Annotated in this window: 21 protein-coding genes and 2 pseudogenes; 13 read left to right on the forward strand and 10 right to left on the reverse strand. The window is 72.2% G+C overall.

The genetic code is table 11. The features are described 5' to 3' along the window. Nucleotides 1–155 precede the first annotated feature (155 nt). From AB0J12_RS19260 to AB0J12_RS19270, 3 genes are read left to right on the forward strand one after another with little or no spacing between them, the layout of a single operon-like run. Entirely contained in the window at nucleotides 156–1,157 is a 1,002-nt protein-coding gene (locus tag AB0J12_RS19260) for a sugar ABC transporter permease (protein WP_363265503.1), read from the forward strand. Next, nucleotides 1,154–1,984, forward strand: coding sequence for a carbohydrate ABC transporter permease (locus AB0J12_RS19265; RefSeq protein WP_363265504.1), 831 nt, complete (start codon nucleotides 1,154–1,156; stop codon nucleotides 1,982–1,984). The genes AB0J12_RS19260 and AB0J12_RS19265 overlap by 4 nt, the downstream gene beginning before the upstream one ends. Before the next feature lie 6 nt (nucleotides 1,985–1,990). Then, entirely contained in the window at nucleotides 1,991–3,508 is a 1,518-nt protein-coding gene (locus AB0J12_RS19270) for a glycoside hydrolase family 3 protein (protein ID WP_363265505.1), read from the forward strand. Nucleotides 3,509–3,582: 74 nt separating this feature from the next. On the opposite strand, the gene AB0J12_RS19275 is transcribed toward AB0J12_RS19270, so the two are convergent. The 4 genes from AB0J12_RS19275 to AB0J12_RS19290 are packed head-to-tail and all read right to left on the reverse strand — an operon-like array spanning nucleotide 3,583 to nucleotide 8,402. Next, complete coding sequence (locus AB0J12_RS19275; RefSeq protein WP_363265506.1) at nucleotides 3,583–4,734, reverse strand: XdhC/CoxI family protein; 1,152 nt, start codon at nucleotides 4,732–4,734, stop codon at nucleotides 3,583–3,585. Further along, a complete protein-coding gene (locus AB0J12_RS19280) occupies nucleotides 4,727–6,850 on the reverse strand; it encodes a xanthine dehydrogenase family protein molybdopterin-binding subunit (protein WP_363265507.1) in 2,124 nt (707 codons plus the stop codon). Before AB0J12_RS19280 ends, AB0J12_RS19275 begins: the two co-directional genes overlap by 8 nt. Then, nucleotides 6,847–7,839 (reverse strand): xanthine dehydrogenase family protein subunit M, encoded by a 993-nt coding sequence (locus AB0J12_RS19285; RefSeq protein WP_363265508.1) that lies wholly within the window; start codon nucleotides 7,837–7,839, stop codon nucleotides 6,847–6,849. Before AB0J12_RS19285 ends, AB0J12_RS19280 begins: the two co-directional genes overlap by 4 nt. Continuing rightward, nucleotides 7,836–8,402, reverse strand: coding sequence for a 2Fe-2S iron-sulfur cluster-binding protein (locus tag AB0J12_RS19290; RefSeq protein WP_363265509.1), 567 nt, complete (start codon nucleotides 8,400–8,402; stop codon nucleotides 7,836–7,838). Before AB0J12_RS19290 ends, AB0J12_RS19285 begins: the two co-directional genes overlap by 4 nt. Nucleotides 8,403–8,599: 197 nt before the next feature. Between AB0J12_RS19290 and AB0J12_RS19295 the strand changes: the two genes are divergently transcribed. From AB0J12_RS19295 to AB0J12_RS19305, 3 genes are all read left to right on the forward strand, one after another. Continuing rightward, the gene (locus tag AB0J12_RS19295; RefSeq protein ID WP_363265510.1) at nucleotides 8,600–9,199 is read left to right on the forward strand and encodes a TetR/AcrR family transcriptional regulator; all 600 of its coding nucleotides are present in this window, start codon (nucleotides 8,600–8,602) and stop codon (nucleotides 9,197–9,199) included. Nucleotides 9,200–9,379: 180 nt separating this feature from the next. Beyond that, nucleotides 9,380–9,583, forward strand: coding sequence for a cold-shock protein (locus AB0J12_RS19300; protein ID WP_361626142.1), 204 nt, complete (start codon nucleotides 9,380–9,382; stop codon nucleotides 9,581–9,583). A gap of 185 nt (nucleotides 9,584–9,768) precedes the next feature. Continuing rightward, nucleotides 9,769–10,443, forward strand: a complete 675-nt coding sequence (locus AB0J12_RS19305) for a triacylglycerol lipase (protein WP_363265511.1) — start codon at nucleotides 9,769–9,771, stop codon at nucleotides 10,441–10,443. A 58-nt stretch (nucleotides 10,444–10,501) separates the two neighbouring features. Here AB0J12_RS19305 and AB0J12_RS19310 read toward each other — a convergent pair whose 3' ends face one another. Both AB0J12_RS19310 and AB0J12_RS19315 read right to left on the reverse strand, forming a co-directional pair. After that, nucleotides 10,502–11,524 (reverse strand): glycoside hydrolase family 3 N-terminal domain-containing protein, encoded by a 1,023-nt coding sequence (locus AB0J12_RS19310; RefSeq protein ID WP_363265512.1) that lies wholly within the window; start codon nucleotides 11,522–11,524, stop codon nucleotides 10,502–10,504. Between the two features lie 439 nt (nucleotides 11,525–11,963). Next, entirely contained in the window at nucleotides 11,964–12,386 is a 423-nt protein-coding gene (locus AB0J12_RS19315; protein WP_363265514.1) for a secondary thiamine-phosphate synthase enzyme YjbQ, read from the reverse strand. 123 nt (nucleotides 12,387–12,509) lie between these two features. Between AB0J12_RS19315 and AB0J12_RS19320 the strand changes: the two genes are divergently transcribed. The 6 genes and pseudogenes from AB0J12_RS19320 to AB0J12_RS19345 all read left to right on the forward strand — a co-directional run bounded on the left by AB0J12_RS19320 (nucleotide 12,510) and on the right by AB0J12_RS19345 (nucleotide 17,709). Then, nucleotides 12,510–12,593 carry a putative leader peptide gene (locus tag AB0J12_RS19320; RefSeq protein WP_363265707.1) on the forward strand — a complete coding sequence of 28 codons (84 nt, stop codon included), beginning with the start codon at nucleotides 12,510–12,512 and terminating at the stop codon, nucleotides 12,591–12,593. A 130-nt stretch (nucleotides 12,594–12,723) separates the two neighbouring features. Then, on the forward strand, nucleotides 12,724–13,599 hold the full coding sequence (locus tag AB0J12_RS19325) for an ABC transporter permease (RefSeq protein ID WP_363265515.1): 876 nt from the start codon (nucleotides 12,724–12,726) through the stop codon (nucleotides 13,597–13,599). Next, entirely contained in the window at nucleotides 13,572–14,312 is a 741-nt protein-coding gene (locus AB0J12_RS19330) for an ABC transporter ATP-binding protein (RefSeq protein ID WP_363265516.1), read from the forward strand. The genes AB0J12_RS19325 and AB0J12_RS19330 overlap by 28 nt, the downstream gene beginning before the upstream one ends. 34 nt (nucleotides 14,313–14,346) lie before the next feature. Continuing rightward, nucleotides 14,347–15,375, forward strand: a complete 1,029-nt coding sequence (locus tag AB0J12_RS19335) for an ABC transporter substrate-binding protein (protein ID WP_363265517.1) — start codon at nucleotides 14,347–14,349, stop codon at nucleotides 15,373–15,375. A gap of 1 nt (nucleotide 15,376) precedes the next feature. Continuing rightward, nucleotides 15,377–16,525: pseudogene (locus AB0J12_RS19340) on the forward strand (LLM class flavin-dependent oxidoreductase). A gap of 98 nt (nucleotides 16,526–16,623) precedes the next feature. After that, nucleotides 16,624–17,709, forward strand: coding sequence for an NAD(P)-binding domain-containing protein (locus tag AB0J12_RS19345; protein ID WP_363265518.1), 1,086 nt, complete (start codon nucleotides 16,624–16,626; stop codon nucleotides 17,707–17,709). Between the two features lie 23 nt (nucleotides 17,710–17,732). Here AB0J12_RS19345 and mltG read toward each other — a convergent pair whose 3' ends face one another. Both mltG and AB0J12_RS19355 read right to left on the reverse strand, forming a co-directional pair. Beyond that, nucleotides 17,733–18,656 (reverse strand): endolytic transglycosylase MltG, encoded by a 924-nt coding sequence (gene mltG / locus AB0J12_RS19350; protein ID WP_363265519.1) that lies wholly within the window; start codon nucleotides 18,654–18,656, stop codon nucleotides 17,733–17,735. 66 nt (nucleotides 18,657–18,722) lie between these two features. After that, nucleotides 18,723–20,534, reverse strand: a complete 1,812-nt coding sequence (locus AB0J12_RS19355) for an ABC transporter ATP-binding protein (protein ID WP_363265520.1) — start codon at nucleotides 20,532–20,534, stop codon at nucleotides 18,723–18,725. A gap of 117 nt (nucleotides 20,535–20,651) precedes the next feature. On the opposite strand from AB0J12_RS19355, the gene AB0J12_RS19360 reads away from it, so the two are divergent. Continuing rightward, a complete protein-coding gene (locus tag AB0J12_RS19360; protein WP_363265521.1) occupies nucleotides 20,652–21,101 on the forward strand; it encodes a MarR family transcriptional regulator in 450 nt (149 codons plus the stop codon). Between the two features lie 15 nt (nucleotides 21,102–21,116). Here the strand turns inward: AB0J12_RS19360 and AB0J12_RS19365 are convergent. Then, nucleotides 21,117–22,646, reverse strand: a pseudogene (locus tag AB0J12_RS19365) (peptide-N4-asparagine amidase); the annotation flags it as partial. Between the two features lie 235 nt (nucleotides 22,647–22,881). Next, a complete protein-coding gene (locus tag AB0J12_RS19370) occupies nucleotides 22,882–23,622 on the reverse strand; it encodes a L,D-transpeptidase family protein (protein ID WP_363265522.1) in 741 nt (246 codons plus the stop codon). Nucleotides 23,623–23,666: the final 44 nt, after the last annotated feature.

Genomic DNA, 23,666 nt, shown 5'->3' on the forward strand with positions numbered 1-23,666 from the left:
GCCCCGAAGTGCGGGGTCTCGGGGGCCCGCACGCCGGAGGACCGTCCCGGCCCCACCCGCGCCGGGACGGCACCCGGCCTCCCCTCGCCGGGGGCGGACGTCCCGCCCCGTTACCACTTGTGTTGCTCGTACGGCCACGGAAGAGACGGCAAGCCATGCCAGTGCAGACCGAAGGCACGGACACGGCCGGGGGGCCCGGTGTCCGCAAGGCCCAGGCTCCCTCGCCCCCGCGTGACGGGACACGCACCACCAGCGCACCCGCACGCGGCCGACGCAAGGCCGCCCCTTACCTGCTCCTGCTGCCCGCGCTGCTCGCCACCCTGGTCCTGCTCGGCGTGCCCCTGGTGAAGAACGGCATGCTGTCGTTCCAGAACCTCAACCCACGCCAGCTGATCCTCCACCTGACCGAGTGGAACGGCATCGACAACTACCGGGACGTGCTCACCGGTTCGGACTTCTGGCGGGTCGTCAAGCGCTCGGTGCTGTTCACGCTCGCCAACGTCGTGCTGATCATGCTGCTGGGCACCCTGACCGGGCTGCTGCTGGCCCGGCTCGGCAAGAGGATGCGACTGCTGCTCCTGCTGGGTCTGGTGCTCGCGTGGGCGATGCCCGTCATCGCCGCGACCACCGTCTACCAGTGGCTGTTCGCCCAGCGCTTCGGCGTCGTCAACTGGGTGCTGGACAAGCTCGGCTGGCACTCGATGGCCGACTACAACTGGCTCGGCACCCAGTTCTCGACGTTCTCCGTGATCACGCTGCTGATCGTGTGGCAGTCCATCCCGTTCGTGGCGATCAACCTGTACGCCGCCACGACCACCGTCCCGCGCGAGCTGTACGAGGCGGCCTCCCTGGACGGCGCCGGCACCTGGAAGAGCTTCACCTCGGTGACGTTCCCGTTCCTGCGGCCGTTCCTGTACTCCACGACGTTCCTCGAGGTCATCTGGGTCTTCAAGGCCTTCCCGCAGGTCTTCGCGATGAACGAGGGCGGCCCGGACCGGCTCACCGAGACCCTTCCGGTGTACGCGTTCGTCGAGGGTGTGGGCAACCAGCACTTCGGCATGGGCGCCGCCATCTCGTTCCTGACCGTCCTGGTCCTGCTCGCCCTCACCTCGTACTACCTGCGCATGGTGCTCAAGCAAGAGGAGGACGAGCTGTGAAGCGCTCGATCTTCGGCCGCATCTGGCCCAACGCGACCGCCGTCATCCTCTTCGTGGCCTTCGCGTTCCCCGTCTACTGGATGTTCGCCACGGCCCTGAAGCCGACCGGCGACATCATCGCCGAGGACCCGGTGTGGTTCCCCACCGACGTCACCTTCGCGCACTTCGACAAGGCGGTGCACGCCGACCACTTCTGGACGCTGGTGCGCAACTCCGTCACCGTGACCGTGCTCGCGGTGCTGATGTCGCTGGCCATCGCCCTGTTCGCGTCGTTCGCCCTGGCGCGGATGCGGTTCAAGGGGCGCGGGGCGTTCGTCGTGACCTTCATGCTGGCGCAGATGGCGCCCTGGGAAGTCATGATCATCGCCAACTACATGCTGGTCCGCGACAGCGACATGCTCGACAGCCTCGTGCCGCTGACCGTCTTCTACATGATGATGGTGCTGCCGTTCACGATCCTGACGCTGCGCGGCTATGTGGCCGCCGTGCCGAGGGAGCTGGAGGAGTCCGCGATGGTCGACGGCTGCACCCGCGCCCAGGCCTTCGCCAAGGTGATCTTCCCGCTGCTCGCGCCCGGTCTGATGGCCACCTCGCTGTTCGGCTTCATCACCGCCTGGAACGAGTTCCCGCTGGTGCTGATCCTCAACAAGAGCATCGAGAAGCAGACGCTCCCGCTGTGGATCTCCCAGTTCCGTACCGCGTTCGGTGACGACTGGGGCGCCACCATGGCCGCCTCGACGCTGTTCGCCCTCCCGATCCTGGTCCTCTTCGTCTTCCTGCAGCGCAAGGCCGTCAGCGGCCTCACCGACGGCGCCGTGAAGGGATAACGCCCGATGACGACATTCACCAGCACCGCGTCCGGCAGCGGCTCCGCCGCGGGTGACGCCGTCACCCGTGACGCGCTCGCCGTGCTGCAACCGGGCTTCGCCGGCACGACCGCGCCGGACTGGGTGCGCCGCCGGCTCGGCGAGGGCCTGGTCTCCGTCGGCCTGTTCGGCCGCAACGTCGCAAGCGCCGAGCAGGTCGCGGAGCTGACCGCGCAGCTGCGGGCGGAGCGGGACGACGTGCTGGTCGCGATCGACGAGGAGAGCGGCGACGTCACCCGCCTGGAGGTGCACACCGGTTCCTCCTTCCCCGGCAACAACGCCCTCGGCGCGGTCGACGACACCGAGCTGACCCGGCGCGTGGCCCGCGAGCTGGGCCGCCGGCTCGCCGCGTGCGGCGTCACCTTCAACTGGGCGCCGTCCGCCGACGTCAACGCCAACCCCGACAACCCGGTGATCGGCGTGCGCTCCTTCGGCGCCGATCCCGCTCTGGTGGCCCGGCACACCGAGGCCTACGTCGAGGGCCTGCAGTCGGTGGGGATCGCCGCGTGCACCAAGCACTTCCCCGGCCACGGCGACACCGGTGTCGACTCCCACCTCGCCCTGCCGCGCATCGACGTCGGCACGGCCACGCTGCACGCACGGGAACTGGCGCCCTTCCGGGCGGCGATCGCGGCCGGCACGCGCGCGGTGATGAGCGCGCACATCCTGGTGCCCGCGCTTGATCCGGAGCACCCGGCCACCCTGTCCCGCCCCATCCTGACCGACCTGCTGCGCGGTGAACTCGGCTACCAGGGCCTGATCGTCACGGACGGCATGGAGATGCGCGCCATCTCCGGTACGTACGGCATCGAGCGTGGCACCGTGCTGGCCCTCGCGGCGGGCGCGGACGCGATCTGTGTCGGCGGCGGGCTGTGCGACGAGGACATCGTGCTGCGGCTGCGGGACGCGCTCGTCGCCGCCGTCCGCTCCGGCGAACTGCCCGAGGAGCGGCTGGCCGACGCGGCCGCCCGGGTGCGGGAGCTGGCCGCGTGGACCGCGAGGGCGGCCCGCGGGGCGGACCCGGGTGCGGCGTCCGACGCGGAGGTCGGCCTCACCGCCGCCCGTCGCGCGGTGACCGTGACCCGGGGTACGGCCGAGGCGGGTGTGGTGACCGAGCCCGTGTACGTGGCCACGTTCAGCCCGACGCCCAACATCGCCGTCGGCGACGAGACGCCGTGGGGCGTGGGCGCCGAACTGGCCCGGCTTCTGCCGGGCACCGCGACCGGCGTGTTCACCGGCGACGGGGCGGGTGAGGCGGCGCTCGCCGCGGCGAAGGGCCGGCGACTGGTCGCCGTGGTGCGCGACGAGCACCGGCACGCGTGGATGGGGTCCGCCCTGGACACCCTGCTCACCGCCCGCCCCGACACGGTGGTGGTGGAGATGGGCGTCGCCCAGGCCGCCCCGCGTGGCGCCCTGCACCTCGCCACGCACGGCGCGGCCCGGGTGTGCGCGACCGCGGCGGCGGAACGGATCGCCGGGGCCTGACCGTTTGGGCGAGGCAGCTGCCGGCATCCGGCGACGGTCCGCCCGAAGAGCACGGCCGTACGGCGGCGGGGCGCTCAGGCCGCCGCCGTACGGCCGTCCGGTGCGCTCGCCCGGTGGATCGGCGTGTCGGTCGCCGTCAGCGGCAGCCCCGTGCCGCCGCGGCGCTCGGCGACGATCTCCGCCGCGATGGACAGCGCGGTCTCCTCGGGCGTACGGGCGCCGAGGTCGAGGCCGATCGGAGAGCGCAGCCGGGCCAGCTCCCGCTCGCTCAGCCCGGCCTCGCGCAGCCGCTTGTCGCGGTCGTCGTGGGTGCGGCGCGAGCCCATCGCCCCGACGAAGGCGACCGGCATCCGCAGCGCCACGGTCAGCAGCGGTACGTCGAAACGGGGATCGTGGGTGAGCACGCACAGCACCGTGCGCGCGTCGGTGCGGGTGGACTGCAGATAGCGGTGCGGCCAGTCGACGACGACCTCGTCCGCGCCGGGGAACCGGGCAGCGGTGGCGAAGACCGGGCGCGCGTCGCACACGGTGACGTGGTAGCCGAGGAACTTCCCGGCCCGGACCAGGGCGGCGGCGAAGTCGATGGCGCCGAAGACGATCATCCGGGGCGGCGGCACGGTCGACTCGACGAGCAGGGTGAGCCCGCCCGGGCAGTGGGTGCCGTCCTCGGCGAGTTCGACGGTGCCGGTGCGGCCGGCCTCCAGCAGGGCGTGGGCCTGGGCGGCGGCCGTACGGTCCAGTTCCGGGTGACCGCCGAGGGTGCCGCGGGCCGTGCCGTCGCCGCGGACCAGCAGGGCGTGGCCGAGCAGCGCGGCCGGGCCGCGCGCGACCCGGGCCAGGGCGACCGGCTCGCCACGGCCGGCGGCGGCGAGGGCGGCCCCCAGCACCGCTCGCCCCGCATCGTGCGCGCGGACCGGGCTGACCAGGATGTCGATCACCCCACCGCAGGTCAGCCCGACCGCGAAGGCGTCCTCGTCGCTGTATCCGAAGCGTTCGAGGACGCTTTCGCCGTCGGCGCCGTCGGCGAGTGCCTGCACGCACAGCTCGTACACCGCGCCCTCGACGCAGCCGCCGGAGACCGAGCCGATCACCGTGCCCTCGCCGTCGACCGCGAGCGCGGCGCCGGGTCCGCGCGGGGCACTGCCGCCGACGGCGACGACCGTGGCGACGGCGAAGTCGCGGCCCTCCTCAACCCAGCGCTGCAGTTCCGCGGCGATGTCAAGCACGCGGCGGCTCCGCGCGAATGACCCGGTCGGGCCGGATCGGCAGCCGGCGGTGGCGCACGCCAGTGGCGTGCCACACCGCGTTGGCGACCGCCGCCGCGGCTCCGACGATACCGATCTCGCCGACGCCCCGGATGCCGATCGGGTCGTCCGGGTCGACGTCCTCGATCCAGTCGGCCTCGACCTGGGGAACGTCGGCATGGGTGGCGACGTGGTAGCCGGCGAGGTCCGCGCCGACGACCCCGCCGGAGGCCCGGTCACGGGCGGCCTCCTCGTGCAGGGCCATGGACAGGCCCCAGATCATGCCGCCGACGAGCTGGTTGCGCGCGGTGAGCGGGTTGACGATCCGGCCCGCGGAGAAGATCCCGAGCATGCGCCGCACGCGCACCTCGCCGGTGGCGACGTCCACGGCGACCTCCGCGAACTGGGCGCCGAAGGAGTGCCGTTCCTTCTGCGTGAGGGCGCCGACGGCGTCCGTGGTGTCAGCGCGCACGGTGATGCCCTGCGGCGGGACGCCGGTGGAGAGGGCGAGCCGTTCGCGCAGTTCGGCGGCCGCGCTGGTGACCGCCCACGCCCAGGAGCGGGTGCCCATGGACCCGCCGGCGATCCACGCCCGCCCGAGGTCGCTGTCGCCGATCAGCACCCTGACCCGGTCCGGCGTCGTCTCGAGCGCGTCGGCAGCGATCAGGGTCAGTGCGGTGCGGGCGCCGGTGCCGATGTCGGTGGCGTTGACCCGCACGGTGAAGGTGCCGTCGGCCTCTGCGGTCACGGCGGCCGTCGAAGGGGCCGACCCGGCCGGGAAGGAGGCCGCCGCCGTGCCGGTGCCGATCAGCCAGCGTCCGTCGCGGCGCAGGCCGGGGCGCGGGTCGCGGTCGGCCCAGCCGAACCGGCGGGCGCCTTCCTCGAAGCAGGCGATCAGGTGGCGGCTCGCGAACGGCAGCCCGGACACCGGCCCGGCATCGGGCTCGTTGCGTACGCGCAGCTCGATCGGGTCCAGGCCCAGATGCTCGGCGAGTTCGTCGACCGCCGATTCCAGCGCGAACGACCCCGGCGCCTCACCCGGCGCACGCATCCAGGTCGGGGTGGGCACGTCGAGCCGTACCACCCGGTTGGCCGTGTGGTGGGCGTCGGCGTCGTACATCACCCGGGCCGCTCCGGCGCCGGGCTCGACGAACTCGTGGACCGTGGAGGTCAGGCTGAGGCAGTCGTGCTCCAGGGCGCGCAGCCGTCCGCCGGCGTCGGCGCCGAGCCGGACGCGCTGCCGGGTGGGGCTGCGGTAGCCGGCCAGCGAGAACATCTGACGCCTCGTCAGCACCACGCGGACGGGCCGCTGGAGCGTGGTCGCGGCGAGCGCGGCGGCCACCTGGTGCGCGCGCACACCCTTGCTGCCGAAGCCGCCGCCGACATGCTCGGAGCGGACGTGCACCGAGGCGGGGTCGAGGGAGAAGAGCAGCGCGAGCTCGTGCGCGACCCACATGGTGCCCTGATTGGAGTCGACGATCTCCAGCCGGCCGTCGTCCCAGTGCGCGGTGGCCGCGTGCGGCTCCATCATCGCGTGGTGCTCTTCGGGGGTGGAGTACTCGGCGTCCACGACCGCGGCGCAGGTGGCGAGTTCGGCCGCCAGGTCGCCCTTGGCGGCGGCGCCGGGCATGTGCCCGTCCACCGTGTAGGCGTCCTCGCCCGCGCCGGCGAAGTCGACGTCGTGCGGCTGCTGTTCGTAGTGCACGACGAGCGCTTCGGCGGCCTCCCTGGCCTGCTCGGAGGTCTCGGCGACCACGAGCGCGACCGGCCAGCCCAGGTGGGGCACGCGGTCGTGCTGGAAGAGCGCGGAGGTCCGGTCCGGGGTGCCGAGCAGGCCGGTGTACTCCGTGTCCAGGCGCGGGGAGTTGCCGTGGTGCAGGACGGCGAGCACGCCGGGCATCGTGAGGACGGGCTCGGTGTCGATGCCGGCGATACGGCCGCGCGCGACGGCCGACGTGACGAGCCAGCCGTGGGCGAGGTCGGCGAAGGGGATCTCGCCGGCGTAGCGGGCGGTGCCGGTGACCTTGGCACGGCCCTCGACGCGGGGGTGGGCCCGGCCGACGGAGCGCGCGGTGCCGGCGGTGGTGGTCGTGGTCATCGGGCCGCCTCCTCGGCGAGTTCGGTGAGCACCGCCACGACGAGGTTGCGCATGAGGGTCACCTTGTATCCGTTGTCGGGCAGCGGGGTGGCCGCGGCCAGTTCGGCGTCGGCGGCCGCGGCGAAGGCATCCGGTTCGGCCGGTGCGCCGGTCAGCGCGCGTTCGGCGGTGCGGGCCCGCCAGGGCCGGGAGGCGACGGCGCCGAGGGCGATCCGTACGTCGTGCACGACGCCACCCTGAACGTCGAGCGCGGCGGCGATGGAGCCGATCGCGAAGGCGTACGAGGCCCGTTCGCGCACCTTGCGGTAGCGGGAGTGGGCGGCGACCTGCGCGGGCGGCAGGATGACGGCGGTGATCAGCGCGCCGGGCGGCAGGGCGGTCTCGCGGTGCGGGGTGTCGCCGACGGGGAGATAGAAGTCGGCGAGCGGCACCTCGCCGGGCCCGTCGGCGGTCTCGTAGGACACGACGGCGTCGAAGGCGGCCAGGGCCACGGCCATGTCCGAGGGGTGGACGGCGACGCAGTGCTCGGAGGCGCCGAGGACGGCGTGGTTGTGGTGCTCTCCGGTGCGGGCGGGACAGCCACTGCCCGGAAGGCGCTTGTTGCAGGGCTGTGTGACGTCGGTGAAGTAGGCGCAGCGGGTGCGCTGGAGCAGGTTCCCGCCGACCGTCGCCATGTTGCGCAGCTGGCCGGAGGCGCCGGCCAGCACGGCCTGGGCGAGGGCGGGGTAGCGGCGGCGGATCTCGGGGTGGGCGGCGAGGTCGCTGTTGGTGACCGTGGCGCCGATGCGCAGCCCGGCGTCGGGCGTCGACTCGACCCGGTCCAGGGGGAGTTCGCGCACGTCGATGAGGCGGGCGGGCCGTTCGACGCCGGTCTTCATCAGGTCGACGAGGTTGGTGCCGCCGCCGAGGTAGCGGGCGTCCGGGTCGGCGCCGAGCAGGGCGACGGCACCGGAGACGTCCGCGGCGCGCTGGTAGCCGAACTCCTTCATGCCGCCGCCTCCTCGTCGCCTGCGGACTGCTCCTGCGCGGCGCGGGTGATCGCCTCGACGATCGACACGTAGGCGGCGCAGCGGCACAGGTTGCCGCTCATCCGCTCACGGATCTCCTCGGGGGTGAGCGGTGGCGGTCCCGCCTCGGGCCGCACGTCGTCGGTGGCGGCGCTGGGCCACCCGCGGGCGTGTTCGTCGATCATCGCGACGGCGGAGCAGATCTGGCCGGGGGTGCAGTAACCGCACTGGTAGCCGTCGAGGTCGAGGAAGGCCTGCTGCACCGGGTGCAGGTGCTCGCCGTCGGCCAGCCCCTCGATCGTGGTGATCTCCCGGCCTTCGGCCGCCACCGCGAGCTGGAGGCAGGCCACGGTGCGCCGCCCGTCGACCAGGACGGTGCAGGCGCCGCACTGTCCCTGGTCGCAGCCCTTCTTCGTGCCGGTGAGATCGAGGCGCTCGCGCAAGGCGTCGAGCAGGGTGGTGCGGTGGTCGACGGTCAGTGTGTGCTTCTCGCCGTTGATGTGCAGGGTGACGCCGCTGTGGGTGGGCGACGGGGCTGTGGCCATGGTCAGCCTTCTTTCACGAAGAGCAGGCCGGGGCTTCCCGGGGAGGGGGCGGGGTCCTTCGAGGAGACGTCGGTGCAGGCAGGCGCTATGGTGACGGTGGCGCTAACCGGACAGCTGTCCACTAGACCATGAAACCTAACGGACAGCTGTCCGCTTAGCAAGGCCGGGTTCGCGCCACGAACCCGTGAGGAGGACCAGTGCAGCCGAAGAGGGACGCGTCCGGCGCACCCCGCCGCTCCGACGCCCAGCGCAACCGCGAGCGCATCCTGGAGGTCGCCCTGGCCGAACTCACCCGCGACGCCGACGCCCCACTGAGCCGGATCGCCAGGAAGGCGGGCGTCGGACAGGGCACCTTCTACCGCAACTTCCCGAGCCGGGAGGCGCTCGTACTGGAGGTCTACCGGCACGAGATGCAGCAGGTCGCCGACGGTGCGGACGAACTGCTGCGCGCGTACGACCCGGAGCGGGCACTGCGCGCCTGGATGGACCGTCTGGCGCGGTTCGCGATGACCAAGGCGGGCCTCGCGGACGCCCTGCGCCAGGCCACCAGCGCGCCGGGCGCCCCGGAGAAACCGGCACCCACCCCCGTGACCGAGGCGGCCGGGCGCCTGCTGCGCGCCAACGAGCAGGCCGGGACCATCCGCCCCGGCGTGAGCGCGGACGACTTCCTGCTCGCCATCGCCGGCCTGTGGCAGGTCGGCCCCCACGAGGAGGGGCACGCCCGAGCCACCCGCCTGCTGGACCTCGTCATGGACGGACTGCGCTCCGGGGCGCCCGGCAGACCTGTGCTAGGCTGATTACGTTGCAGTTTTGGTACCCATGACTTTGTGCGCGCCTGACGGTCTGTGACCATCAGGCGCGTTGTGTTGCCGGGGGTTTCTCCGGTGTCCGGGTTTCTCCGGATGGGGTCATTGCGGCGACCGGGTCCTCCGCGCGGTGTGGAGCGCCCGTCACTACCCCATACAGAGGAGAAAAACATGGCCAGCGGCACCGTGAAGTGGTTCAACTCGGAAAAGGGCTTCGGCTTCATCCAGCAGGACGGCGGCGGCCCGGACGTGTTCGCGCACTACTCGAACATCGCCACCCAGGGCTTCCGTGAGCTCCAGGAAGGCCAGCGCGTGACCTTCGAGGTCACGCAGGGCCAGAAGGGCCCGCAGGCGGAGAACATCCTCCCGGCCTGACGCCCACGCCTTTGAAGGGCCCGCACCCACTCCGGGTGCGGGCCCTTCGGCGTACCGGCACGAAACCTGGTGCACGCCTCTTGACCCCGAGCAGTTACCCGCCAGTACGCTCACGCCGCCACCCCCTCACACCGGTGTTCCTCCCCATACCGCTCCTGTGAGGCCCCCCAGTGAACAGATCCTTCGTGGCCGCTGCCCTGGCTGCCGCCGTCGCCCTGCTCGCCGCCATGACAGCCGTCCCCGCCCGGGCATCGAGCACCTCCGCCTTCACCTCCGCAAGCAACCCCGTCCTCTTCGTGCACGGCTACACCGGGGACGGCAGCAACTGGAACACCATGGCCGGCCGCTTTCGCAACGACGGCTGGCCGTCCTCCTACCTCGACCAGTGGACCTACGACTGGCACCAGTCCAACACCACGACCGCCCAGCAGCTCTCCGCCGAGGTCGACCGCCTGCTCGCGGCCACCGGCGCCACCAAGGTGGACATCGTCAGCCACTCCATGGGCGGACTGTCCTCCCGCTCCTACCTGAAGAACCTCGGCGGGACCGCCAAGGTCGACGCCTGGGTGTCCCTGGGCGGCCCCAACCACGGGACGGACTCCGCGAACACCTGCCTCGACCCGTCCTGCACCGAGATGCGTATCGGCTCCGACTTCCTGGCCGCCCTGAACTCCGGTGACGAGACACCGGGCTCGGCCCGGTACGCGACCTGGTGGTCGCCCTGCGACACCGTGATCAACCCCGACAGCTCCGTCGCCCTCAGCGGAGCGGCCAACACCAAGACGGCCTGCCTGAGCCACACCGGCCTGCTCTCGGACGCCACCGTCTACGCCCAGACCCGGGACCTGATCAACTCCTGACGGCAGGCACGGGCGGAAGGTGCCCGCGGCCACCTTCCGCCCTCCGCGCCCCAAGGCCTCAGCGGCAGTCGAGCAAGCCCGCCTTGTGCTTGGCGTCGAGTATCCGGCGCACACCGGCGTCGACCTTGGCCCGGAACGAGGCGTCCTGCCCCATACGGGTCTGGATGGCCTCCGCCATCGGCGGTATGGTGCTCGGCCGGACCGTCAGGATCATGTCTCCCCCCGCCGCGATGAAGTTCACGGCCCGCTGAGCGGGGGTGAAGGACCGGACCGCGACCGCGTTGCCGAGGTCGTCCGAGATGACCACGCCCTTGAAGCCCAGTTGGCCGCGGAGCAGGTGATCGATGACCGTCGGTGAGAAGGCCGCCAGGTGCTGGGGGTCGATCTTGCTGTAGATGGCGGACGAGATCATCACGAAGGGTGCCCCGGCCTGGATCCCGGTCCGGAAGGGCGTGAGGCTCGAACTGGTGGGGGTCGTCACGGAGTCCACGACGTTGGCTGTGGTGTCGGTGTTCCCGATCACCCGGCCCAGCCCGGGGAAGTGCTTGAGCGTGGTCATGACGCCCGACTGCGCGAAGCCGGCGGCGAAGGCACCGGTGTGGGACGTCACGGTGTCCGCGGTGTGGCCGTACTCCCGCTGGAAGGAGCCGATGGGGAGGTTCCGGGTGCCCAGGGCGGCCGGGACCACGTCGGCGACCGGTGCCAGATTCAGATCGACTCCGGCGGCCTTCAGCTGCCGGGCCCATTCGGCGGCCCGGGTACGCAGCGTCCCGGTCGGCCAACTGCCCTGCGTCAGGCCGCTGGGCATGACCGAGAAGCCGGGGCCCGTGAGGACCTGCACCTTGCCGCCCTCCTGGTCGGTCGAGACCAGGAGGCCGACCCGCCGGCCGGCGACCTGGTCGGCCTGACCCCGGAAACCGTCGACGACCTGCCGGGTCGCCGTCGTACCGGCGGTGCTCCGGCCGGTCAGCATGACGGACCCCACATGGTGGGCCCGCAGCGTGGCCAGCTGGGCCTGGTCGGGGTGGGCGGCGGAGACGCCCCCCATGAGAAGCTGTCCGACCCGTTGGGCAGTGGTCATCCCGGACATGTAGCGGTCGGTGCAGGTGGTCGCAGACGGCGACGGGGCGGCCCTCGCGGTGGCCGGCGCCGTGCCGGTGCGGGTGGCGGTGCCGGGCCGTGCGCTGACGCCGGTCGAGTCGTGTGTGCTCTGGCCGGAGGCAACGGACCGGGGGGAGTCGGCCTTTGCCCCGGGCGTGGAGGATGCCCCACAGCCCGTGACGGCGAGCGCCAGGGTGACCAGCGAAACCCCGGTACGCAGGGCTGTGCCACGGCGGCCCGTGGGCCGCTGCCGGACGCGTAGTGTCATGTGTCGTCTCCCGGCCTGGACTGGCCCGGGGCCGCCTTCGGCCGCGTGCTGCGCAGCCGCTTCCCTCACGGCGAGCCCGGCTTGCTGCCTCCGTCACACCGTACGCTGCGGGGCATGTGTCCGCTCCCCGGCGGGTGTGGGGACGGGGGGACTACCCGAGGAACGACAGCCGCACCTGCCGGTTCGGGTTGTCCTTGTTCGTGTCGACCAGGCACACCGACTGCCAGGTGCCCAGCTCCAGACGGCCGGCGATGACGGGGAACGTGGCGTGGGGCGGGACGAGGGCCGGCAGGACGTGGTCGCGGCCGTGGCCGGGGCTGCCGTGGCGGTGCTGCCAGCGGTCGTCGGCGGGCAGGAGCGTGTGCAGCGCGGCGAGGAGGTCGTCGTCGCTGCCGGCGCCCGTCTCGATCACGGCGATCCCGGCCGTCGCGTGCGGGACGAAGACATTGAGCAGGCCGTCGCGGCCGGCGGCCGCCTCGCGCAGGAAGGCCTCGCAGTCGCCGGTGAGGTCGACGACGGCCTCCCGGGAGCCGGAGGACACGTTCAGCACTCGGGTGGTGAAGGCATCGGACATGGACCCATCCTCACCCATCGGTCCGCTTTCATGCCGAACGAAACCGCCCGTCTGATGAAACCGCCGTCCAGCCGGCGAGACGCCCGTTGACCTCGGCAACGCCTGCTGGCTAGGTTCGTGCGCATGTTGCGTACAGCCCTGCTCACCACGCGCGGTCACATCGACCTGCTGCGGGTGGCCTCCGCCGCGTGTCACCGCGGCTGCTGACGCCTTCTCACTTCCTGATCCACGCCTGACGCACGCCTGACGCACGGCTGAACCCGCGTTCGCCGCATCAGGCGCGCATGCGCTCATGCGCGCATTTCCTCTCCTCTCACCGCTCTTCTCTGGAGCACCCATGAGCATCAGCCATGCCCCACCCAGCTCCTCGCGGACGGATATTTCCGGTATATCCGTCGCCAAGTCGTCACCCGACCTCGTCCTTCTCGTCCCCTCCTCCTCCCGCCGCACCCGCGTTCCGCGCTGGCTGCGCCGCACCGCCGGACCACTGCTGCTGCTGGCGCTGTGGCAACTCCTCAGCTCGACCGGCGCGTTGCCCCCCGATGTGCTCGCCTCACCGGGGCGCATCGCGCAGGTCGGCCGGGATCTGATCGCCGACGGCTCGCTGTCCTCGGCGATGGGCACCTCCCTGCAGCGCGTCGCCGCCGGACTGCTGCTCGGCGCGATCGCCGGTACCGGACTCGCCCTGGTCTCCGGGCTGTTCCGGATCGGCGAGGACCTGGTGGACGCGCCGGTGCAGATGCTGCGGACGGTGCCGTTCGTCGGTCTCATCCCGCTGTTCATCATCTGGTTCGGCATCGGCGAGGCCCCGAAGATCGCCATCATCACGCTCGGCGTCACGTTCCCGCTCTACCTCAACGTGTACGCCGGAATCCGCGGGGTGGACGCCCAGTTGATCGAGGCCGGCGAGTCGCTCGGCCTGTCGCGGTGGGGGCTCGTGCGGCACGTCGTGCTGCCGGGTGCGCTGCCCGGGGCCATGACCGGAGTGCGCTACTCCCTCGGCATCGCCTGGCTCGCCCTGGTCTTCGCCGAGCAGGTCAACGCCGACTCCGGCATCGGGTTCCTGATGGTGCAGGCGCGCGACTTCCTGCGCACCGACGTGATCGTGGTCTGCCTCATCGTCTACGCCTTCCTCGGCCTGCTCGCCGATTTCGTCGTCCGTACCCTCGAAAGGCTGCTGCTGCAATGGCGACCGACGTTCACGGGCCGCTGACCGCGCGCTCGGCGATCCGCGTCGAGGGGCTCACCCGCTCCTTCGACGGGCGCAAGGTCATCGACGATCTCCATCTCGACGTGGCGCCGGGCGAGTTCGTCGCTCTGCTCGGGCGCAGCGGCTGCGGCAAGTCCACCCTGCTGCGCATCCTCGCCGGACTCGACCGGGACATCGAGGGGACGGTGCTGGTACCGCGCCGCAAGGCGGTCGCCTTCCAGTCGCCCCGGCTGATGCCGTGGAAGAAGGTGTGGCGCAACGTCCTGCTCGGGCTGCCCGGCAAACCAGAACGCTCCGTCGCGCGGCAGGCGTTGGAGGAGGTCGGTCTCGGCCACCGTTCCGACGCCTGGCCCAAGACGCTCTCCGGCGGCGAGGCCCAGCGCGCCTCACTCGCCCGTGCCCTGGTGCGCGAGCCCGATCTGCTGCTGCTGGACGAGCCGTTCGGCGCGCTCGACGCACTCACCCGCATCAAGGCACAGCTCCTGGTCGGCGAGTTGTGGCAGCGGCGCGGCTGCGCGGTGCTGCTCGTCACGCACGATGTCGAGGAGGCCGTCCTGCTCGCCGACCGTGTCCTGGTCATGGACGACGGTGTCATCGCGCACGAGCACCGCGTCGACCTCGACCGCCCGCGCGACATCACCGACCCGCGCTTCGCCGCACTGCGCGCCGCCCTCCTGGAGCGCCTCGGCGTCGACTCCGCCGCCGAAGCGATCTGAACCAAGCCCCTCTTTTCCGAAGAACGGAACCCTGATGCGACGACGTCTCGTCCCCGCCGCGCTGCTCCTCCCCCTCACACTCCTGCTCTCCGCCTGCGGTGGCAACTCCGCCGCGCAGACGGGCGGCGGCGGAACCGGCGGCAAGGGCTCCCTCACCCTCAACGTCGGTGACCAGAAGGGCGGTTCCGAGGCCGTCCTGCGCGCCGCCGGCGAACTCAAGGACCTCGACTACAAGATCAAGTGGTCCACCTTCACCTCCGGTCCGCCCCTGCTGGAGGCCGTGAACGCCCGGGCCGTCGACATCGGCGGGGTCGGCAACACCCCACCGGTCTTCGCGGCCGGCGCGGGCTCGAAGATCACGGTGGTGGCGGCCTGGCACGGCACGTCCAAGGGCGACACCATCCTCGTACCGAACGACTCGAAGTTGAGCAGCCCCCGGCAGCTCAAGGGGCACTCCGTCGCCGTGGCGCAGGGCTCCTCGGCGCATTACCAGCTGGTCGCGTCCCTGCGGAAGGCCGGGCTCACGCTCGGCGACGTCAAGGTCAAGTACCTCCAGCCCGCCGACGCGCTGGCCGCGTTCACCTCCGGGAAGGTGGACGCGTGGGCGGTGTGGGACCCCTACTCCTCACAGGTGCTGCAAGGGAAGCAGGGACGCGTGCTGACCACCGGGGACGGCATCACCAACGGGCTGACCTTCCAGGTGGCGGCGCCCGGCGCGCTGAAGGACGCGAAGAAGGCCGCCGCGATCAAGGACTACCTCGAGCGGCTGCGGCGCGCCCAGGACTGGGTGTACGGGCATCCCGAGGAGTGGGCCAAGGTGTGGGCGAAGGACACCGGACTGCCCTACGAGGTGGCGCTCGCCGCCGTGAAGCGCACCTACGGCACCCGGGTCCCGGTCGCCGTCGACCAGCCGCTGATCGCCTCCGAGCAGCAGATCGTGGACACCTTCGCCGGCCTGAGGCTGATCCCGCGCAAGGTGGACTTCGGCGACTTCACCGACACCCGGTTCAACGGCACCCTGCCGGCGTCGACGTCGGCGCCCCGGCCCTCGAAGGCGTCCTGAGATGACGGTCCGACTGCACTGGTTCCTGCCGACGGGCGGGGACGGCCGGACCCTCGTGGACCGGCACGCCTACGGCCCGAACACGACCGGCAAGGTCAGCGGGGTGCGCGCGCCCGACCTGGACTATCTCGTCCAGATCGCCAAGGCGGCCGAGCGCCTCGGCTTCGAGGCGGTGCTGACGCCGACCGGCACCTGGTGCGAGGACGCCTGGCTGACCACCGTGGCGCTCGCGCAGCACACCGAGCGGCTGAAGTTCCTGGTGGCGTTCCGGCCGGGACTGCTGTCGCCGACGCCGGCCGCGCAGATGGCGTCCACGTACCAGCGCCTCACCGGCGGCCGGCTGCTGCTCAACGTGGTCACCGGTGGTGACTCGGCCGAGCAGCGGCGCTTCGGCGACCGGCTCGACCATGACCGGCGCTACGCACGCACCGACGAGTTCCTGTCCGTGGTGCGCGGGGTGTGAGGCGGTGCGCCGTACGACTTCCACGGCGAGCACTACCAGGTCGACGGCGCTCTCACCGCACTGCCGCCGGACCCGGTGCCGCAGCTGTTCTTCGGCGGGTCCTCGCCGGCCGCGGGGCCGGTCGCCGCCCGGCATGCAGACGTCTACCTGACGTGGGGCGAGCCGCCGGCGCTGGTGAAGGAGAAGATCGACTGGATCCGCGGTCTGGCCGAGCGGCAGGAGCGCACGGTCCGCTTCGGCATCCGCCTGCACACGATCTCCCGGGACTCCGCGGCGGAGGCGTGGGCGACGGCGAACCGGCTGCTCGACGATCTCGACGCGGACACCGTCGCGGCAGCGCAGGCCGCGCTGGGGCGCAGCGAGTCGGTCGGGCAGCAGCGGATGCTGGCGCTGCACGGCGGTTCGCGGGACAAGCTGGAGATCCATCCCAATCTGTGGGCGGGCGTCGGGCAGGTGCGCGGCGGTGCGGGGACCGCGCTGGTCGGCAGTCATGCGGAGGTCGCGGACCGGATCGAGGAGTACCACGCGCTGGGCGTGGAGCACTTCGTGCTCTCCGGCTATCCGCATCTGGAGGAGGCGTACTGGTTCGGGGAGGGGGTGGTTCCCGAGCTGGCGGCGCGGGGGCTGCCGGCGGGCGGGCCCGCGGCTGACGCACGGGTGCCGCTGGCCGTCGCGAGCGGGCGGTAGCGCACCGGGGGCGTGGATCTCCCTCCGAACCAGGTGCCGGGGGGATCCACGCACCGGCTGCGGGGAAGATCCACGGCCGCGCGACCGTTAGTAGAAACGTGAACGAACTGCGTGAGGTCGAGGTCGTCGTCGTGGGCGCCGGGCAGGCGGGTCTGTCCAGCGCCTACCACCTGCGCCGCACCGGTTTCGCACCGGAGCGGGACTTCGTGGTGCTGGACCACTCCCCCGCCCCGGGCGGCGCGTGGCAGTTCCGGTGGCCGTCGCTGACGTACGGCAAAGTGCACGGGATGCATGCGCTGCCGGGCATGGAACTGACCGGCGCGGACCCGGCGCGGCCGTCGTCGCAGGTGATCGGCGAGTACTTCACGGCGTACGAGCGCGCCTTTGACCTGCGCGTTCGGCGCCCGGTCGAGGTGACGGCCGTGCGGGAGGGGGCGGACGGGCGGCTGCTCGTCGAGACCTCCGACGGCGTTTGGGCGACCCGCGCGCTGATCAACGCCACCGGCACCTGGGACCGGCCTTTCTGGCCGCGCTGCCCCGGCCAGGAGACCTTCCGGGGGCAGCAGCTGCACACGGCGCAGTACCCGGGGCCTCAGTGGTTCGCGGGGCGACGCGTCGTGGTGGTGGGCGGGGGCGCCTCCGGCACCCAGCACCTGCTGGAGCTGGCCCCCTACGCGGCGGCCACGACCTGGGTCACCCGGCGGCCACCGGTCTTCCGCGACGGTCCCTTCGACGAGAACGCGGGCCGTGCGGCGGTCGCGCTGGTGGAGGAGCGGGTGCGGCAGGGCCTGCCGCCGCGCAGCGTCGTGTCGGTCACGGGCCTGCCGCTGAACGACGCGATACGGCAGGGCATCGCCGACGGGGTGCTGGACCGGCAGCCGATGTTCGACCGGATCACCCCGGAGGGGGTGCAGTGGCGGGACGGACGGCGGGTGGAGGCGGACGTCATCCTGTGGGCGACCGGTTTCCGGCCGGCGATCGACCATCTGACACCGCTGCGGCTGCGCGAGCCGGGCGGCGGGATCCGTGTCGAGGGCACCCGCGCCGTCGCCGATCCGCGGATCCACCTCGTCGGCTACGGCCCGTCGGCCAGCACGATCGGCGCGAACCGGGCCGGGCGCGCCGCCGTACGGGACATCCGGCGGCTGCTGGCGGAGCGGGACGCGCAGCCGGTGGCGGCCTGAGACCTCGGTGTGGTCAGGGTCGTTCAGTGGCCGCCGGTCCGCTGACCGCGGTTGAACTCGGCGACATTGCGCTGGTGTTCGGCGTAGTCCGCGGTGAAACGGGTGTCGCCGGGCTTGACCGTGACGAAGTACAGCCAGTCGCCCGGGGGCGGGTTGATCGCGGCCTGCATGGCGTCCGCACCGGGGTTGTCGATCGGCGTGGGCGGCAGACCCATGCGCTGATAGGAGTTGTAGGGGCTGTCCACGCGGGTGTCGGCGGTCGTCGTGCGCAGGGTGGAGCGGCCCAGCCCGTAGTTGAGGGTGGAGTCCATCTGCAGCGGCATGCCCCGCTCCAGCCGGTTGAAGACGACCCGGGCCACCTTGCCCATGTCCGCCTTCGTCGCGGCCTCGGCCTGCACGATGCTGGCGATGGTGACCGCCTGGTAGGCGTTCATCGCGTTGCGCTGGGCGCCGGCGGCGACGGGGGCGCCGTTGAACTTCCGGTTCGCCGTGTCGACCATCGTCGCGAGCAGTTGTTCGGGCGTTGTCGTTCCCTTGCCGCCCAGCGGGTACGTCGCCGGGTAGAGGTAACCCTCCGGGTTTCCGCCGGCATCGCTCGGCAGCTTCAGATGGGCCTTGGCCAGGGACTTGCGGGTGCTGCCCGGCGGCAGGGCGAGCGCCTTGTCGACGGCGTCGTAGACCTGGGCGGCGCGCCAGCCCTCGGGGACGACCAGGGTCGGGGTCCGGTCCGCTCCGCCGCCCAGGATCAGCAGCGGCACCGCCACGACGGTGCCGGCGACGACGGCTCCGGCGGCGATGAGGACGAGACGGCCGCGGCGGGTCAGCCGGATCGCTCCGCCGGTGTTCCCCCTGCCGGCCCTCGCCGCGCGCCACCTGCTTCCGGCGCTCCCGGTGCCCTTCGCCGCCCTCGCGCTCCCCGTCCTGCGTCGCCGAGTGTTCATCTGCATGCGGGCACGGTAACCCGCATATCACCGTAAATCCGGCAAACCCTCCCGAGGGGGCCTCACCGGGCGTCAGCTCGTCAGCTCCAGACGGGCGTCCCGGCGGACGAGGGCCGCGTACCGCCCCTCCAGCGACAGCAGTTCGTCGTGCGTGCCGCGTTCGGCGACCCGGCCGGAGTCCAGCACCACGATCTGGTCGGCGCCGCGGATGGTGGAGAGCCGGTGGGCGATGGTGAGCGTGGTGCGGTCGGCGGACAGGGCGTCGATGGCCTGCTGCACGGCGGCCTCGGTACGGGTGTCCAGGGCGCTCGTCGCCTCGTCGAGGATGAGCACCGGAGGATCGCGCAGGATGGTGCGGGCGATGGCCAGGCGCTGCTTCTCGCCGCCGGAGAAACGGTGGCCGCGCTCGCCGACGACCGTGTCGTAGCCGTCGGGCAGGGACATGATGTGGTCGTGGATCTGGGCCGCGCGCGCAGCGGCGTGCAGTTCGTCGTCGGTGGCGTCCGGCTTGGCGAAACGCAGGTTCTCGGCGACGGAGGCGTGGAAGAGGTACGTCTCCTGGGAGACGACGCCGACCGCGCGGGCGAGGGTGTCGAAGTCGAGGTCGCGCACGTCCACGCCGTCGAGGGTGACCCGGCCGCCGGTCACGTCGTACAGCCGGGGCACCAGGTAGCCGAGGGTGGACTTGCCGGCGCCGGTCGGTCCGACGACGGCGAGGCTGCCGCCGGCCGGGACGGTGAGGTCGACGCCGTCGAGGACGGGGCGGGCCGTGTCGTCCTTGCCGTCGTAGCGGAAGGTGACGTCCTCGAAGCGGACCTCGCCCTTGACCTGGTCGAGGTGGACCGGATCGTCCCGCTCGGTGATGTCGATGGGCAGGTCCAGGTACTCGAAGATGCGCTGGAAGAGCGCGAGGGAGGTCTGGATCTGCACGCCCGTGGACAGCAGGCTGACGGTCGGCCGGAACAGCCCCTGCTGGAGGGAGACGAAGGCGACGATCGTGCCGATGGAGACGTCGGGGCCGCCCGTCTGGAGTGCGAGACCGGCGGTCCAGTAGATGACGGCGGGCATCGCGGCCATGACAATCGTGATGACGGCCATGCGCCAGCGGCCGGCCATGTTGGACCGCACCTCGAGCCCGACGAGAGCCTCGGACTCCTCGGCGAAGGACGCGGTCAGCGAGTCGGAGCGGCCCATGGTGCGGCCGAGCAGGATGCCGCTGACCGACAGGGACTCGGTGACCGTGGCGGCCATGGCGGCCATCTGCTTCTGACGCTGCGTGGTGATCTTGCGGCGCTCCCTGCCGACCCGGCGGCTGATCCAGACGAACACCGGCAGCAGGAGCAGGGAGACGGCGGTGAGCCGCCAGTCGAGGGCGATCATCGCGACGACGGTGGCGACGACGCTGGTGAAGTTGGAGACCAGGGAGGTGGCGGTGGAGGTGACGGTGGCCTGCATGCCGCCGATGTCGTTGGCGATGCGGGACTGCACCTCGCCGGTGCGGGTGCGGGTGAAGAAGGCGAGCGACATGCGCTGCAGGCGGCCGTAGACGGCGGTGCGCAGATCGTGCATGACGCGCTGGCCGACGGTGGTGGAGATCAGGGTCTGCAGCACACCGAAGACGCTGGTGAGGACGGCGCTGAGGATCATGCCGAGGGCGAGCAGGCTGAGCAGCCCGGTGCGCCCCTGGGGGATCGCGACGTCCAGGGTCTCCTTCAGCAGGAAGGGCGTGGCGACCGAGACGAGCGAGGCGGCGCCGACGAGGAGGCCGACGACGGCGAGCCTGCCGCGGTAGGGGCGGAACAGACGCAGGATCCGGCGGACCTGCCGGGGCTGCGACGCCGCGTCGGCGGGTGGGGTCCAGGAGGGGGTGTGGTCGGGGTGCATGGGCTCCTACGGAGTGTGGGGCGGGCGGGCCGGCGCGGCGTGCGGCGCCGGCCGGAAGGGACCATAGCTCATTGTTACCTAGACTCACAATGAACTACGTCCTGATATTGTTCCCGCATGACCTCGCCCGACCCCGACGGCCTGCTCGCCGAGCAGTTGCTGCGGCTCACCCGCCGGGTGCACCGCATCCAGAAGCGGCATCTGCACACGCGCGATCTGGGGATCACCCCGGCCCAGTCCCGCCTGCTGCGCACCCTCGCGCACTACAGCGCGCCCCCGCGCATGGCCGACCTCGCCGAACGGCTGGAGGTCGTGCCCCGCGCGGTGACGACGCTGGTGGACGGTCTGGAGGGCAGCGGCAAGGTGCGCCGGGTGCCGGATCCCGTCAATCGCCGGGTGACCCGTATCGAACTGACGGATGCGGGCCGCGCGACACTCCGCGAACTCCACACGGCCCGCCGCTCGGCGGCCCAGGAGATCCTGGCCCCGCTGACGAAGGAGCAGCGGGAGGTGTTCGGGGAGCTGCTGGACCTGCTGATCGACGGGGGGCCGGCGGAGCGCTGCTGACGACCGGGTCCCGGCTCAGCAGCCGTCGCCGTCCTCGACGAGCACCCCCTGACGGGTCGTGAGGGTCCGGTCGTAGCAGCCGTCCGAGCCGTACAGCCGGTAGCGTTCGCGGCTCGTCCCGACCGCGTGGCGCTGGTCGCGCGGCACGTTCATCGTGTACGCCGCGTCACCGGCCCAGGTGTCGTCGAACCGGGACCACGCCGTCCGCCGTCCGCCGCGCCTCTCGTCGACGGCGGCACGGTCGCCCATCGTGAGCACGGTGCGCAGCCGGTCGTCCGCGCCGATCGTGATGGTGCCGTTCATCGTGTACGTCCGACGGGTGTGCGTGGTCCGGGAGGGCCCGCGTCCGTCCACGGTCGCCGTCTCGTCGTCCGTCCAGGCCGCGTCCAGGCCGTCCACGGTCTCGCCGTCGTTCCAGCGGTGCGCGGAGGTGTTCGCGAGGACGCGGTCGACGGTGGTCGTCACCCGGCCGTGCGAGGTGTCCAGGTACCCGGCGACGGTGAGGCGGTGACCGCCCCGGGTGTCCACACGGTGCCCGGAACCGGGCGTGTACACCGAGGAGTTGGCGAGGTCTCCCGCCCGGTGCACGGTGAGCCCGCCGCTGAGCCGCGCTTTCCCGGCGTCCTGCCAGACGAGGACGTTCACCGGCGTGCTCCAGCCGGCCTGCCCCGCGGGCACCCCGGCGACGGACACCTCCACGCGGTGCGGCCGCCCGTCGTCGAGCAGACCGGCGAACGGTGTCAGGTCGTACGTGATCGGCTTGACGTCGAAGGCGCGCGGGCCCGGGACGACGTACCAGAGGAACGGGTTGGACCAGCCGCCGGTCCACACCGTCGGGAACGGGGCGGCGATCCCGGCCAGTTGTCCGTCCACGGAGATCTGCACCTCGCGGTACGGCCCCTCCCCCGCCTTGCAGGAGTACGGCGCCGTGTCCGGCACCGTCAGATACCAGAACTCCTCGCAGCCGCCGCCCGAGCCGGTGGCGTACACCTCGGCGAGGACGCGCTCGCTGTTGCGCGGGGTGGTGAGCGTGGTGCCGTCGGTGAGGGTCAGGACGCGGTCGGGGGCGCGCTCCGCGGGAGCGCCGGTGAAGAAGGTGAGGGTCACCTTGACGTCGATGACGCCGGTGTAGGTGTCGTCGACGACGTTCCCGATGAGCATCTCGACGTCCTGCGCGCCGCGGAACGTGTCGCTGTAGCGCGTGACGTCCTTCTCGACCGACCAGGAGATGCCCTCGGGGGACGGCTCCGGCGTCGAGGTGCGCAGGATCTCCACCCCGCCGACGTGCAGATACCCCAGCCGGTCGAACTGCCGTCCCTTCACCTTGCCGTCGAGCCGCAGCACGACCTTGCTCCAGCGCTGCCCGCACCCGGCGGGTGGGGCGTACCGGCCCCGGTACGGGGTGAAGTCGCGGAACTGCGCCTCGGCGAGGGTGACCTGGCAGGACCGGGAGTGCGGCCGGGTGACGGGCGGGGCTGCGGTCACCGGGTCGTGCCAGTCGGTGCCGAACTCGGCGGGCACGTCGGCGGTCTGCGCGGGCCCGGAGTTCTGCGCGGTACCGGCGGTCCGCGCGGGCTGCCCGGAGTTCTGCGCGGCGCGGGCCGGGGTTGCCGTGCCGGCGGGTTGCGCGGCGTCTGCGGGAGTGGCCGCCGAGAGGAGGGTGCTCGCCAGAAGGGTCGCTCCGGCGAGCATGGACATGATGATCCGGCTTCTCATGGCCGGTCTTTCTACGGGGTGCGGGGCCACCCCGCAATGGGGCCTCGGTTCCTTTGGCGGATCCTCAGGCCAGCAGGTCCGCCTTGTCCCCCATCACCACCACGGGATGACGGGCCGGGTCGATCGTGCGCAGCAGGTACTCCATGGCCGGCCGGGACAGCGTGACGCACGCCGACGTACCGCTGCCGTGGTCCATGTGCAGCCAGATGCTGCCGCCCTTCTTCTCCCCCTGCGGCCGGGTCGGGTCGTTCGGCGAGGTGCCCTTGACGCGGTTGTAGTCGATGGCGATGACGTAGTCGAAGTCGTGCCAGGCGCTCTTGCCCCAGGTGTGCGGCGCGGCGAAGGAGGCCGAGCGGCTGTACGGCAGCTTCGCCCCGGGGTCGGGCAGCACCCCACCGGCGTCGCTCAGCGTGAACACACCCACCGGGGTGCGGTTGTCGCCCTCGTGGTGGTCGAGCGTCCAGCCGCTCTTGCCGTTGTGCGCCGGCCAGCTGCGCACCCGCTCCCAGACGGAACCACGCCGGTCATAGAGGACGACCGTGGCGCCGGGCGCGTCCTTTCCGTCACCGTAGACCGCGATCACCTGGCGGGTTGCGGCCGGAATGCGGCGCTGCAGGCGGTCGCCGACTCCGGGGATGCGGGTCGGGTCCGCACTGGGCCGGGCGGCCGGTGCGCCTGACTTCGCGTCATGCCCGCCACCTGCTCCCGAACCGCCGCACGCGGTCAGCGTTGCGAGGGCCAGGGCGCACACCGCGGCGGCCGCCGTCGTCGTACGCGGTATCACTCCATGGGCGCTGTCTCGCATCGGTCCATGATGGCACCGCCGTGCCGCCGGCCCGTCGGCCGGGG

It is taken from the genome of Streptomyces sp. NPDC049915 (genome assembly GCF_040656475.1).
Lineage (GTDB): Bacteria > Actinomycetota > Actinomycetes > Streptomycetales > Streptomycetaceae > Streptomyces.